At 69.5% G+C, this 12,535-nt stretch carries 14 protein-coding genes; all 14 read right to left on the reverse strand.

Features of this window, described 5'->3' with window-relative positions; all coding sequences use genetic code 11:
• Positions 1–106 precede the first annotated feature (106 nt).
• A complete protein-coding gene (locus tag B4L26_RS10495; RefSeq protein WP_290718738.1) occupies positions 107–388 on the reverse strand; it encodes a GlsB/YeaQ/YmgE family stress response membrane protein in 282 nt (93 codons plus the stop codon).
• A gap of 38 nt (positions 389–426) precedes the next feature.
• Positions 427–1,212 (reverse strand): heme ABC transporter ATP-binding protein, encoded by a 786-nt coding sequence (locus B4L26_RS10500; protein WP_290718740.1) that lies wholly within the window; start codon positions 1,210–1,212, stop codon positions 427–429.
• A complete protein-coding gene (locus B4L26_RS10505; RefSeq protein ID WP_290718742.1) occupies positions 1,209–2,270 on the reverse strand; it encodes a FecCD family ABC transporter permease in 1,062 nt (353 codons plus the stop codon). Before B4L26_RS10505 ends, B4L26_RS10500 begins: the two co-directional genes overlap by 4 nt.
• 4 nt (positions 2,271–2,274) lie before the next feature.
• Positions 2,275–3,303: a heme/hemin ABC transporter substrate-binding protein gene (locus B4L26_RS10510; RefSeq protein WP_290718744.1), complete on the reverse strand. Its 1,029-nt coding sequence runs from the start codon at positions 3,301–3,303 to the stop codon at positions 2,275–2,277.
• 19 nt (positions 3,304–3,322) lie between these two features.
• A complete protein-coding gene (locus B4L26_RS10515) occupies positions 3,323–3,805 on the reverse strand; it encodes a DUF4878 domain-containing protein (RefSeq protein ID WP_290718746.1) in 483 nt (160 codons plus the stop codon).
• A gap of 74 nt (positions 3,806–3,879) precedes the next feature.
• Entirely contained in the window at positions 3,880–5,319 is a 1,440-nt protein-coding gene (gene der, locus B4L26_RS10520) for a ribosome biogenesis GTPase Der (RefSeq protein ID WP_290718747.1), read from the reverse strand.
• Complete coding sequence (cmk, locus tag B4L26_RS10525) at positions 5,316–6,023, reverse strand: (d)CMP kinase (RefSeq protein WP_290718749.1); 708 nt, start codon at positions 6,021–6,023, stop codon at positions 5,316–5,318. Before cmk ends, der begins: the two co-directional genes overlap by 4 nt.
• On the reverse strand, positions 6,020–7,048 hold the full coding sequence (locus B4L26_RS10530) for a pseudouridine synthase (protein WP_290718751.1): 1,029 nt from the start codon (positions 7,046–7,048) through the stop codon (positions 6,020–6,022). Before B4L26_RS10530 ends, cmk begins: the two co-directional genes overlap by 4 nt.
• A 4-nt stretch (positions 7,049–7,052) precedes the next feature.
• The gene (gene scpB, locus B4L26_RS10535; protein WP_290718753.1) at positions 7,053–7,754 is read right to left on the reverse strand and encodes an SMC-Scp complex subunit ScpB; all 702 of its coding nucleotides are present in this window, start codon (positions 7,752–7,754) and stop codon (positions 7,053–7,055) included.
• Positions 7,751–8,584, reverse strand: a complete 834-nt coding sequence (locus tag B4L26_RS10540) for a segregation and condensation protein A (protein WP_290718755.1) — start codon at positions 8,582–8,584, stop codon at positions 7,751–7,753. Before B4L26_RS10540 ends, scpB begins: the two co-directional genes overlap by 4 nt.
• The gene (locus B4L26_RS10545) at positions 8,581–9,519 is read right to left on the reverse strand and encodes a ParA family protein (RefSeq protein WP_290718757.1); all 939 of its coding nucleotides are present in this window, start codon (positions 9,517–9,519) and stop codon (positions 8,581–8,583) included. Before B4L26_RS10545 ends, B4L26_RS10540 begins: the two co-directional genes overlap by 4 nt.
• Positions 9,520–9,573: 54 nt before the next feature.
• A complete protein-coding gene (gene xerD / locus B4L26_RS10550; RefSeq protein WP_290718760.1) occupies positions 9,574–10,476 on the reverse strand; it encodes a site-specific tyrosine recombinase XerD in 903 nt (300 codons plus the stop codon).
• A 29-nt stretch (positions 10,477–10,505) separates the two neighbouring features.
• Positions 10,506–11,150: an NUDIX domain-containing protein gene (locus B4L26_RS10555; RefSeq protein ID WP_290718761.1), complete on the reverse strand. Its 645-nt coding sequence runs from the start codon at positions 11,148–11,150 to the stop codon at positions 10,506–10,508.
• Between the two features lie 8 nt (positions 11,151–11,158).
• On the reverse strand, positions 11,159–12,535 hold a 1,377-nt coding region (locus B4L26_RS10560), incomplete at its 5' end, for a CTP synthase (protein WP_290718763.1).

Below are 12,535 nucleotides of genomic sequence, written 5' to 3' on the forward strand. Positions count from 1 at the left end.
CCCCAGTCAAGTGCGCTACCAAACTGCGCCACAGCCCGTTGCTCTCCAGAGCGAGACTCACCTTAGCGCACGCCGGTGCGCCCGGACCAATCGCCCCGTCCGCGCGTCAGTGCGACGCGCGGGCCTTCTTGAACCAGGTCCACAGGGCGGTCACGATGATCGCGCCGATGACCGAGAAGATCAGCCCGCTGGGCTCAATGACAAAGCGGTGCTGGGTGATCAGGCCGTGCAGCAGACCGCCGACGAACGAACCGATGATCCCCGAGAAGAAGGCCAGCGACCAGTCCATCGTCGACACCTTGCTCACGCCGAGGATCAGCTGTGCGATCCCTCCCGCGATCATGCCGAAGAGAATGACGCCGATGATGATCAGACCCGCTGCACCCATGCCGGGAAGTATGGCACAGCCGTACCGGACACCCGCGCTCAGTCGCTGTCACGGTGCGGGAGGACGACGTGCTGCCCTTCGACGTCGTGGGTCCGCATCGGCAGGCCGTACACCTCGCTGACCCGCTCGGCCGTCAGTGTCGCCCGCGGTGCTCCGACTGCGACCAGCCGACCACACCCGTCCTCGTCGGGTGCGAGCACCGCGACGCGGTCGCTGTAGGCGGCGGCCAGGTTGAGGTCGTGCACGACGACGAGCGCGGCCGCACCCCCGTCGACCGCCCGCCGCACGACGGACATGACCTGCTCCTGATAGTGCGGGTCCATCGCCGCGGTCGGCTCATCGAGTACCAGGATCGGCGTCCCCTGCGCCAGGACGCGTGCCAGCGCGACGCGCCCGCGCTCGCCTCCGGACAGACTCTCGAAGCTGCGCCGGGCGAACCCCGTCACATCGCAGGCGGTCATCGCCGCGGCCACGACGGCATCGTCGTCGCGGCGCTGATCGGTGCGGGCCCAGGCGTGGCGGGCCATCTGCACCACTTCTGCGCAGGTGAACGTGAATCCGATGGTGTGCTCCTGCGGCAAAACCGCGCGCCGGCGGGCCTGCTCGAGCGCCGACATCTCCGAGATCGGCTCGCCCATCAGCTCAACGCTCCCCGCAGAGGTTCCCAAGGTGCCCGCGATGGCCGACACCAGCGTGGACTTGCCGGCGCCGTTCGGGCCCACCAGGCACACCAACTCTCCGGCGTCGACGTCCAACGACACGTCGGTCAATACTTGGCGCTGTCCGCGGGAAACGGCGAGCCCGGTGATGCGCAGTGCGGTCACAGCCAGCCTCCACGCTTCATCTCGCGGCGCAACAGCAGCAGGAAGACCGGACCACCGACGAGGCTGGTCACCATCCCGATGGGCAACTCACCGTAGGGCACCAGGGTGCGCGCTGCCAGGTCGGCGGCGGTGAGCAGCCCCGCACCGGCCAGGGCGCTCGCCGGGATCAAGACCAGGTGGCGCGGTCCGACGATGAGCCGCATGAAGTGCGGCACCACCAGACCGACGAACAGGATGATTCCGCAGAAGCTGACCGCCGCGGCCGTCAGCAGCGCGACGATGACCACCGACATCCGCCGCAGCTTTTCGACGTCGACGCCGAGGTGTCCGGCGGTGTACTCCCCCAGCGACAACAGGTCGATCTGGCGGGCCAGCAGCAGCGATGCCACCAGGCCGGTCACCACCAGCACGGCGACCAGCAGCACCTGGTCCATCGTGGCCCGGTTCAGGCTGCCCATCTGCCAGAACACGATCTGGTCGCGCGCGGCCGGAGTCGCGCGGTAGGTGAAGAAGGCAATGAGACCGCCGGCGAAGGCGTTGACGGCAATGCCGGTCAGGATGAGGCTGACCACCCGGGTGCGTCCCGCCGACCGCGACGCCATGTAGACGAACAGCGTGGTCACCAGACCTGCGGCGAAGGCCCCACCCGCAACGTAGTAGCCCGCCGCACCCAGCCCGCCGACGGCGATCACCCCGGCCGCACCGGCCGCTGCTCCCGATGAGACACCGATGACGCCGGGCTCGGCGAGTGGGTTGGCGAAGACCCCCTGCAGCACCGCGCCCGCACAGCCCAGCGCCGCACCGACCGCCAGCGCCAGGTAGACCCGCGGGATCCGAACCTGCCAGAGGGTGTCCTCACCGACTTGATCGGGCAGCGGCCCCACCGAGATGCTGATGTGGTGCAGCAGCGACCCGACCACCTGGGCTAGTGGCACCGGGTTCTGGCCGATCGCCATGGAGTAGAGCGCCACGACGACGGTCAGCGCGAGTGCGAGCGCCAACGCCAGCCCGGCGCGCACCCGCCGGATCTCACCGGTACCCGGCCCACTGTGTCCCATCGGCTCAGTCCTCGTAGAGGGCTTTGGCCAAGGCGAGGGCAACCGCGCCGGTTCGCGGCCCGAACGTCAACAACTGGCCGTCGGGCATGTCGATCACCGTCCGCGTGCGCCCGGCCGGTGTCTGTGCGACGCCGGGCACGCGCAGCAGCCCGTCGATGCCGCCGACCGACGCCAATCCGTCGGTCATCATCAGCAACACGTCCGGCGCGGCCTTGATCAATCCCTCTGCCGTCAACGACGTGTACGGCTCTTTCAGCCCGGCCGCTGTACCCGCGTCCACGCCGCCGAGGAATTCAATGAGCTCCGATGCCCCCGAGCCGGGGCCACCGAGGATCATCAACCCGGTCCCGCGGGCGTACAGGAACGCGATCTTCGGTTTCGGGTTCAAGCGGGGAACCAGGGCGCGGGCCTGCGCGATCTGCCCGTCGACCCGCTCCACCAGCTTCTCCCCCGCCGCCACCACGCCCAGAGCCGCCGCGGTCGCCCGCAATTGGGCGGCCGTGTTGTCGAGGTTTCGCGACGGTTCGCCCAGGACGACGGGGATGCGAGCCGCCCGCAACCGGACCGCCAGCGCCGATATCGACGGCAGCGACGCGTCGGCGAGCACCACGGTCGGGCGCAGCGCGAGCAGTGCCTCGAGATTGGCGTTGGTCCCGTCAGGCGTGAGCACCGGGATGTGCGCGGTCGCGGGGAACTTCGTCGCGATGTCGCGACCGACGAGGTTGGCACCGAGCCCTAGAGCGAACACAGTCGTGCCGTAGGTGCCGAATCGGTCGAGTGTGACGATGCGGCTCACGTCGGTGACCGTGACGTTCGGCCCGTCCGACGACGCGACGGTCGTCGGCAGCTGCGGCACCGGGTTGCGTTCCACCGGCACCGGGTCGGCCGGGATCGACGCACTGCGCGGCCCGGCGGGTACCACCGTCGGCACCGGAGACGACCCGCCCACCTGCAGCGGTGTGGTCGTACACCCGACGAGGAGCGCCAGACAGGCCACCGCAACGGTGACGCCCGTCCGGCGCGGACTCCTCATCGGTGGTCGCTCGCCGCGATCAGTGGTGCGAGCGGGACGCGCCCATGCCGACGAGAGCCTCGGCGGACTCCGCCGACAGCTTCCACGAACCGTCGACCAGGTCGAAGGTGTAGGGCACCGTCACCGGCGCCGGGGTGTGCGGGCTGGCAACGTCGACCTGCGCGACGGCCTTGTCGGCGCCCTGAGCGGCGATCGACTTCACGGTGAACTTGTCCGGGGTGTAGCCGCCACGGGATGCGGACTCGGCGAAGCCGTGCAGCTTCGCACCCCATCCCGCGTCGGCCGAATTGACCAGCGCGGCCGCTGCTTCCGGCGTGGTGTCGGGGTTGACGATGGTCCGCAGGATCTCCTGCGCCTTCGCGGCGTCGAGCGTCTGGGTCTGCACGACCGACGGCACGGTGCCGGTGGCGTCGGACGCCTGCTCGGAGTTGGTGCAGCCAACGGCGCCGAACAGTGTGACGGCGGCCAGGGCGCTGACCGCGCCGGCGATGCGAAGGTTCATGAAGGTCTTCCCTTTCTCCAGCGGCGCCGAGCCGGCACCGGATAAGGCCATCCTAAACGCACCGATTTCGGCGCCTATCGCTTGCGTCGTTGCTCGCGCTTGTCGCGCACCCGCACGTTGACCCGCACCGGCGAGCCGTGGAATCCGAACTCCTCACGCAACCGCCGCTCCAGGAACCGGCGGTACCCGGCCTCCAGGAAGCCGGTGGTGAACAGCACGAACGTCGGGGGCCGCGTGGCCGCTTGCGTGGCGAACATGATCCGCGGCTGACGCCCGCCTCGCACCGGCGGTGGGTTGGCCGCGACGACGTCCTTGATCCAGTTGTTCAACTGCCCGGTTCCGACACGCTTGTCCCACGACGCGAGGGCCTCCTCGAGAGCGGGCACGAGCTTGCCCACGGCCCGACCGGTCGTCGCCGAGATGTTGACGCGCGAGGCCCACTGCACGCGGCTCAGCTCGCGGTCGATCTCCTTGTCGAGGGTGTAGCGCCGGTCCTCGTCCACGAGATCCCACTTGTTGAATGCGATGACCAGCGCGCGACCGGTCTCGACCACCAGGCTCAGTACGCGCAGGTCCTGTTCGGTGAGCGGCTCGGAGGCATCGATGAGCAGGATCGCGACCTCGGCGGCCTCCAAGGCCGACCGGGTGCGCAGCGACGCGTAATACTCGTGGCCCGACGCAGTCCGCACCTTGCGGCGCAAACCGGCGGTGTCGACGAAGAGCCACGTCTTACCGTCGAGTTCGATGAGTTCGTCGACGGGGTCGACCGTCGTACCGGCAACGTTGTCGACGACCGAGCGCTGTTGGCCGGCCAGCTTGTTGAGCAGCGAACTCTTCCCGACGTTCGGCTTGCCGACGAGGGCGACGCGGCGCGGACCGCCGACGGGCGCGGCCACCCGTGTTTGCTCGGGCAGCACCTTGAGGACCTCGTCGAGCAGGTCGCCGGCGCCTCGGCCGTGTGCGGCCGACACCGGGTGCGGCTCACCCAGGCCCAACGACCACAGGGCCGCGGCGTCGGCCTCGGCGCGCTCGCTGTCGACCTTGTTGGCGGCCAGCAGGACGGGGACCTTCGAGCGCCGCAGGACGCGAGCGACAGCCTCGTCGGTGGCCGTGGCGCCGACCGTCGCATCGACGACCAGCACGATCGCGTCCACCGACTGCATCGCACGCTCGGCCTGGTCGGCGACCGCCTGCTGCAACCCCTTGGCGTCGGGCTCCCACCCGCCGGTGTCGACGACCATGAACGACCGTCCCGTCCAACTGGCCGGGTAGGCGACGCGGTCGCGCGTCACACCGGGAAAGTCTTCGACGACGGCCTCACGGCGACCGAGGAATCGGTTCACCAGCGTCGATTTGCCGACGTTGGGCCGGCCGACGATCGCCACCGACGGCAATGCGGCGGCGGCACCGGTCGCGTCGTCATCTCCGACGGCGTCGACGACCTGCCAGTCGGCCTCGTCGGTCCACACACCGTCGCCGGGAAGGGAGTCGGCTCCCAGAACCTCGTCGGTCACCGCTGCACTCCGATCCGTTGCTGCACCATCTCGGTCAACGCGGCAAGCACCTGCGCCAGCGTCAAGTCGCTTGTATCGAACTCCAATGCGTCCTCGGCCCGCCGCAGCGGCGACACCGCCCGCGTCGAATCAAGGTGATCGCGGCGGTTCACGCTCGCCAACACCTCGTCCAGGTCGCTCTCGGTCCCGTTCGCGAGGTTCTGCCGGTGGCGCCGCAGGGCACGCGCCTCCGGTGTCGCGGTGAGGAAGACCTTGAGCTCGGCGTCGGGGAACACCACGGTTCCGATGTCGCGGCCCTCGACGACGACGAACCGGCCCTGCGCCACCTCTTGCTGCAACCGCACCATCTGCTCGCGCACCGCCGCATTGGCGGCGACCGCGGACACCGCTGCGGTGACGTCGGCGGCACGGATCGCCGTGGACACGTCCTCGTCGTCGAGCAACACCACTGTGTCGCCATCCCGGTCGCGGAGGTCGATCGTCAGACCCGAGACCAGGTTCGCCACGGCGTCCTCGTCGTCGGGGGCCAGCCCGGCGCGCAGAACCGCCAGGCTCGCCGCCCGGTACATCGCACCCGTGTCGAGGTATTGGGCGCCGATCTCATCGGCCAGCAGGCGCGACACCGACGACTTGCCCGTGCCGGCCGGGCCGTCGATCGCGACGACCTGCGTCGCATCTGCAGTGGTCGGATCCTCGCCGGTCACAATCCCACCGCCTTGTACAGGGCGCCGATCTCGTCGCGGCCCAGGACCCGGATGGACCCGGGGCGCTGCTCGCCCAGCGCAATGGGACCGACGTCGGTGCGCACGAGGCGGGTCACCGGGAAGCCGAGTTCGTCCATCAGGCGACGCACGACCCGGTTGCGGCCCTCGTGCAGCGTGATCCGCACCAGCGACGAACCGTCCCACACCTGCAGCGGTACGAATTCGTCCGCCTTCACCGGCCCGTCATCGAGGTCGACGCCGTCGCGCACCCGGCGCGACAGCGAACGCGGCACCTCGCCGCGCACGGTGGCCAGATAGGTCTTGGGAACCTCGAACGACGGGTGCATCAACCGGTGGGCGAGCTCCCCGTCGTTGGTCAACAACAGCAGGCCCTCGGTGTCGGCGTCGAGGCGCCCGACGTGGAACAGCCGCTGCCCCGCCATCACCCGCTCGGCGACGAGGTCGCCGACGCACGGCCGGCCCTGGTCGTCGGCCATCGTCGAGTGGTACCCGGTGGGCTTGTTGAGCGCCAAGTAGGTCATGTCCTCGTCGACCAGGACACGCACGCCGTCGACCCGCACGATGACCTGGCGCGGATCCACCCGCATGCCCTGCTCGGTGACGACGACGCCGTCGACACTCACGCGCCCGGCGGCGATCAGCTCTTCGGCACCGCGCCGGGAGGCCACTCCGGCCGAGGCGAGGACCTTCTGCAGTCGGGTGCCTTCCGGATTGTAGGGGTCGCCGGCGGCCGTAGTGCCGACGAACTCGCCGTCGGCCCGATCATCGGCGGGCAAGTGTTGACGCTTGGCCGGTTTGGCGTTGTTGAGCCGCACCTTCCCCGACTCGGCGTCGACTCGAGAACGCTGGCGGGGCTTGCCACCCTTGGGCGCGCCACCCTTGCTCGGGCCCCCCTTGCGCGGACCATTCTTCTTACCGGCGGGCGGTCTGCCCTTCCCACCCGTTTGGCTCTTGCCACCCGATTTGCGGGGTCCCGGTGTGCCGTCTCGGCTAGCGGATGCCATCGTCTCAGTCCTGGTCGTCGTCGGTGTCCGCCACACTCGGCTCGGTGGCGGAATCCCCCGATTCTGCCCGTCCCGCCGATAGTTTGGCGAATCGCGGATCCGAGGTCAGCTCGTCGGAGAGGTCCTCGATGAGGTCGACGTCGGGCAGCAGCGGACCCAGGTCGGGGAGCTCGGCCAGCGAGGCGAGACCGAGGCGCTCGAGGAACAGCTCGGTGGTCCCGTAGGTCGTCGCCGAGGTCTGCGGATCGGTGCCCGCCTCGTTGATGAGCCCGCGTGCGACGAGGGTGCGGATCACCCCGTCGACGTTGACGCCGCGGATCGCCGACACGCGCGCCCGACTCACGGGTTGCCGGTAGGCGATAACGGCCAGCGTCTCCAGGGCGGCGCGGGTCAGTTTGCTGCGGGCGCCGTCGAGCAGCAGTCGCTCCACGTAGGGCGCGAACTCGGCGCGGGTGTAGAAGCGCCATCCGTCGGCGGTGTACCGCAGGTCGATGCCGCTGCCGGCTGCGGTGAGCTCCGCCGACATCGCCGTCAGCATGTCCTTGACGCGCAGCCGGTCCTGCTCGGTAGCCGTCGCCAATTCCTCCACCGATACCGGCGTGTCGATGACGAGCAGCACGGCTTCCAGCGCAGCGCGCAGCCCGGCGTCGTCGAGGTGGATCGCGTCCTCGGACTCCAGCGTGGTCTGGGCCGACTCCTCGGTCATCCGTAATCCTCCACTCGTTCCATGTTCAGCTCGTCGGGGTCGCGGTCGCCGGTCCACGAAACCGTGAGCACGCCCAGCGCCTCCTCCTGTTCGAAGCCGACGGCCCGCTCCCGGTACAGCTCCAACAGACCCAGGAATCGCGCGACGACCTCCAGACCGTTCTCACATTCTGCGACGAGTTCGCCGAACGTCAGGCGACCGTTCGGCGCGTCGCGCAGCAGCGCCGACAGCCGCTTGGCCTGCTCTGGAACCGACACCTTCGGGATGTGGAGGTGGTCCAGGCCGACCGTGGGAGTCGGTTTGGGCGTCAGTGCCGCTGCGGCGACCTCGGCGAAGCCCATCGGGTCGACGCCCAGCGTCACCTCGGGTAGCAATTGCGCGAAGTGGTCTTCGAGGCTGACCGCACGCGGATAGCGCTGCAAGGCGGATGCCTCGAGCTCGGCGAACAGCGCGGCCGCCTGCTTGTAGGCGCGGTACTGCAGCAGCCGCGCGAACAGCAGGTCGCGGGCCTCCAGCAGCGCCAGGTCTTCGAGATCGTCGACCTCACCCGACGGCAATAGCCGCGCGGCCTTCAAGTCGAGCAGGGTGGCTGCGACGACGAGGAACTCGGTGGTCTGCTCGAGGTCCATCGCCTCGCCCATGGTCTTGGTGTAGGCGATGAAGTCGTCGGTCACCTCGTGCAGCGCCACCTCGGTGACGTCGAGCCGGTGCTGGCTGATGAGGTTGAGCAGCAGGTCGAAGGGGCCTTCGAAGTTGGTCAGGCTGACCCGGAAACCGCTGTCGGCACTCTCGTCGGAAGTCGTGTCGGCCGCGTCGACCGGCACACTCATCGGGATTCGCCGTCGCGCGCGATGACCTCGGCGGCGACGTCGCGGTAGGCCTGCGCGCCCGATGACTTCGGCGCCCAGGAGATGATCGGCTCGCCGGCCACCGACGTCTCCGGGAACCGGACCGTGCGGTTGATCGCGGTGTCGAAAACGACGTCGCCGAACACTTCCACGACGCGCGCCATCACGTCGCGCGAGTGCACGGTCCGCGGGTCGAACATCGTCGCGAGGATCCCGCCGATCTCCAAGTCCGGGTTCAGCCGGTCGTGGACCTTCTCGATGGTGTCGGTGAGCAGGGCCAAGCCGCGCAGGCTGAAGTACTCGCACTCCATCGGGATCAGCACGCTGTCGGCACAGGCCAGGGCGTTGACGGTGAGCAGGCCCAGTGACGGCTGGCAGTCGATCAGGATGTAGTCGTAGCGGTCGACGACCGGGTGTAGGGCACGGCGCAGGGCCTGTTCCCGACCCACTTCGCTGACCAGCTGGATCTCGGCCGCCGACAAGTCGATGTTGCTCGGCAGCAGGTCCATCCCCTCGACCCGGGTCCGCTGCAACACATCGTCGATGGGCGCCAACGGCGGCACCAGAAGATTGTGGACGGTCTGCTCGAGCTCGTGGTGGGCGACACCTAGACCCGCTGACAGAGCGCCCTGCGGGTCGAGGTCCACGAGTAGGACACGGCGACCGAACTCGGCCAGCGCCGCACCGATGTTGATCGTCGACGTCGTCTTGCCCACGCCCCCCTTCTGGTTGCACACCGCGACGATCCTCGCCGGGCCGTGCGAACTCAGTGGCCGGGGTACCGGGACGGGGCGCACCGGCCGGCCGGTGGGGCCGAGTTCGCCGGCCGACACCGCGGCCCGGGAGTCAGTCTCGTCGTCGGCGCCGGAAGTGGTGACCGATAGCCGGTACTTGTCGTCGGACTCCGGCGTACTCACAGACGATGACCCCTTCCTGACACGGTGACCTGGCCCTGCACAGTCGCCTCCACCCTAGCGGGCTCTCGGGTGGGCCGTGGCGTAGACCTCGCGCATCGTGGACACCGTGACCAGCGTGTAGACCTGCGTGGTCGTGACCGAGGCATGACCGAGGAGTTCTTGGACGACACGTACGTCGGCACCACCGTCGAGCAGGTGGGTGGCGAAGCTGTGGCGCAGGGTGTGCGGCGAGACCGCGGCGGTGATCCCCGCCCGCTGCGCCGCGTCGGACAGGATCTGCCACGCGCTCTGCCGCGACAACCGGCCACCGCGCGCGTTGAGGAACACCGCCGCCCCGCTGCGCGCGGACGCCAGCGAAGGCCGCGCCCGCACCAGGTAGGCGTCGACGGCGTCGACGGCCGGACCGCCGACGGGAACGAGGCGCTGCTTGCCGCCCTTGCCGCGCAGCAGAACGGTGCGGTGAGCCAGGTCGAGGTCGTCGATGTCGAGGGAGGTCACCTCGGAGATGCGCGCTCCGCAGCTGTACAGCAGTTCGAGCAGCGCGCGGTCGCGCAGGCCTCTCGGGTCGTCGCCGCCCGTGCAGGCGAGAATCGCATCCACGTCAGCCACCGAGAGCGCTTTCGGAAGGCGTTGCGCAGGTTTCGGTGGACGCACCGCGCGGGCGGGATCGGCGCCCGCAATGCCCTCGGCGACAGCGAACTTGTGCAGTCCGCGGGTCGCCACGAGCGTACGGGCGATCGAACTCTCCGACAGCGGTGCCGGTGGCGGCTCGCCGGTACCCGGCGAGCGCAAATCAACGAGGAACTCGCGCACGTCGGATTCATCGACCTCGGCGAGATCACCGATGCCCCGACCGATCAGGTAGTCCCGGTAGCGACGCAGGTCGCGACGGTAGGAGGCGGCGGTGTTCGCGGCGACGCCCCGCTCGACCACCAGGTGGTCGAGGTAGCGGTCCACCTGGTCGGCCAGTGGGGGCGGCGCTCCGGTCAGCCCTGCTCACCCCGTGCGGCCATGCGCCGGTCGAACGCCGTCGGACGGTCGGCCCAGGGCGCCGTCACCGGCCGTGTCGATCCGGCACCGTCGACGACGCGGGCCGCAGCGAGGACCCCCGCGACCGCGGTGGCGTTGACGATGTCACCGGACAGTGCCATCGCGACCGCGGTGTCCAACGGCACCCAGGACCAGCGCAGATCGGCCTCCTCGTCGACGCGCTGCGCACCGGGCAGGCTGCGCAGCCCGCGGGCGAGGTACACGCGCAGCGCCTCGTCGGTGAATCCCGGTGACAGGGCGAGGTCCAGCAGGACCTCCCACCGGTCGGCGGCGAGGTCGACTTCCTCGGCCAGTTCCCGCTCAGCGGCGTCGACAGGTTCCTCCCCCTCCGCGTCGAGGAGACCGGCCGGCAATTCCCACAGGCGCCGACCGAGTGGTTGCCGGTACTGCTCGATGAGTGCGACACGATCCTGGTCGTCGAGGGCGACGACGGCCACGGCCCCACGATGCTCGACGACTTCGCGCCGGGCCGTGTGGCCACCGGGCATCACGACCTCGTCGACGCGCAGCGCCACGATCGCGCCCTCGTAGCGCACGGTCGAGCCGGTGACTGTGAACTCGTGCTGCTCGTCGCCGGACATGGTCGGCGCTATTCGGCGACCGCGGACGCCGCGTCGCCGCCCTGTTCTGCGTTGTGGCGGCTGATCTCGACAGGCAGGCGCTCGGCCGCCTTGTACTCCAACGCAGCTTCGATGAGGCTGCGGAACAACGGGTGCGGGCGAGTCGGGCGCGACTTCAACTCCGGGTGCGCCTGAGTCGCGACAAGGAACGGGTGCACCTCGCGCGGGTATTCGACGAATTCGACGAGGCGCCCGTCGGGCGAGGTGCCCGAGAAGACCAGGCCCGACTCGGCGATCTGGTCGCGGTAGGCGTTGTTGACCTCGAATCGGTGCCGGTGGCGCTCGCTGACCTCGGTCGTCCCATAGGCCCGGGCCACCTGAGTGTCCTCGCCCAGGACGGCCGGGTAGGAGCCCAACCGCATTGTGCCGCCCAAGTCCGCCTCGCCGGCCACCGCCTGCTCCTGGTCGGCCATCACCGAGATCACCGGGTGGGTCGTCTCGGGCTCGAACTCCGCGGAATTGGCGTCGTCGAAACCAACCGAGCGCGCCGCTTCGATCACCACGCACTGCAGGCCCAAACACAGGCCTAGTAGCGGGATGCCGCGTCGGCGCGCATAGCGGATGGCTCCGACCTTGCCTTCGATCCCACGGATGCCGAAGCCACCCGGGATCAGGATGGCGTCGACGTCGCCAAGCTCGTGCTGCGCACCGGCGTCGGTGGCGCACAGGTCCGACTGGACCCAGACGATCTCGGTGCGCGCCCAGTGCGCGAATCCGCCCGCCCGGATCGCCTCGGTCACCGACAGGTAGGCGTCGGGGAGGTCGACGTATTTGCCCACCAGTGCGACCCGGACCGTCTCCTCCGGCTCGTGCACGCGGCGCAGCAACTCGCCCCACACCGACCAGTCCACGTCGCGGAACGGCAGTCCCAGCTTGCGCACGACGTAGGCGTCCAGGCTCTCCGCGTGGAGGACCTTGGGGATGTCGTAGATGCTGCGCGCGTCGGGAGTGGAGATCACACCTTCGATGTCGACGTCGCACATGAGCGCGATCTTCTGCTTGAGGCCTTCGGGCACGTCGCGGTCACAGCGCAGGATGAGGGCGTCGGGCTGGATGCCCACGTTGCGCAGCGCAGCCACCGAGTGCTGTGTCGGCTTGGTCTTCAACTCCCCCGATGGGGCCAGGTAGGGCACCAGTGAGACGTGGAGGAAGAACACGTTGTCCCGACCGACGTCGTGACGGATCTGACGGGCCGCCTCGATGAAAGGCTGCGACTCGATGTCGCCGACCGTGCCGCCGATCTCGGTGATGACGACGTCGGGGCGCACACCGTCGTCGCCGGGCTCGCGCATGTCCAGCACCCGGCGCTTGATCTCGTCGGTGATGTGCGGGATGACCTGCACGGT

The organism is Gordonia sp. UBA7599 (assembly GCA_002477755.1).
Lineage (GTDB): Bacteria > Actinomycetota > Actinomycetes > Mycobacteriales > Mycobacteriaceae > Gordonia.

What these genes read in the sequence shown, in the direction of transcription:
- B4L26_RS10495 (WP_290718738.1), bottom strand. Translation starts at nt 388, where the DNA reads ATGGGTGCAGCGGGTCTGATCATCATCGGCGTCATTCTCTTCGGCATG.
- B4L26_RS10505 (WP_290718742.1), bottom strand. Translation starts at nt 2,270, where the DNA reads ATGGGACACAGTGGGCCGGGTACCGGTGAGATCCGGCGGGTGCGCGCC.
- B4L26_RS10510 (WP_290718744.1), bottom strand. Translation starts at nt 3,303, where the DNA reads ATGAGGAGTCCGCGCCGGACGGGCGTCACCGTTGCGGTGGCCTGTCTG.
- B4L26_RS10515 (WP_290718746.1), bottom strand. Translation starts at nt 3,805, where the DNA reads ATGAACCTTCGCATCGCCGGCGCGGTCAGCGCCCTGGCCGCCGTCACA.
- B4L26_RS10530 (WP_290718751.1), bottom strand. Translation starts at nt 7,048, where the DNA reads ATGGCATCCGCTAGCCGAGACGGCACACCGGGACCCCGCAAATCGGGT.
- scpB (WP_290718753.1), bottom strand. Translation starts at nt 7,754, where the DNA reads ATGACCGAGGAGTCGGCCCAGACCACGCTGGAGTCCGAGGACGCGATC.
- B4L26_RS10540 (WP_290718755.1), bottom strand. Translation starts at nt 8,584, where the DNA reads ATGAGTGTGCCGGTCGACGCGGCCGACACGACTTCCGACGAGAGTGCC.
- B4L26_RS10555 (WP_290718761.1), bottom strand. Translation starts at nt 11,150, where the DNA reads ATGTCCGGCGACGAGCAGCACGAGTTCACAGTCACCGGCTCGACCGTG.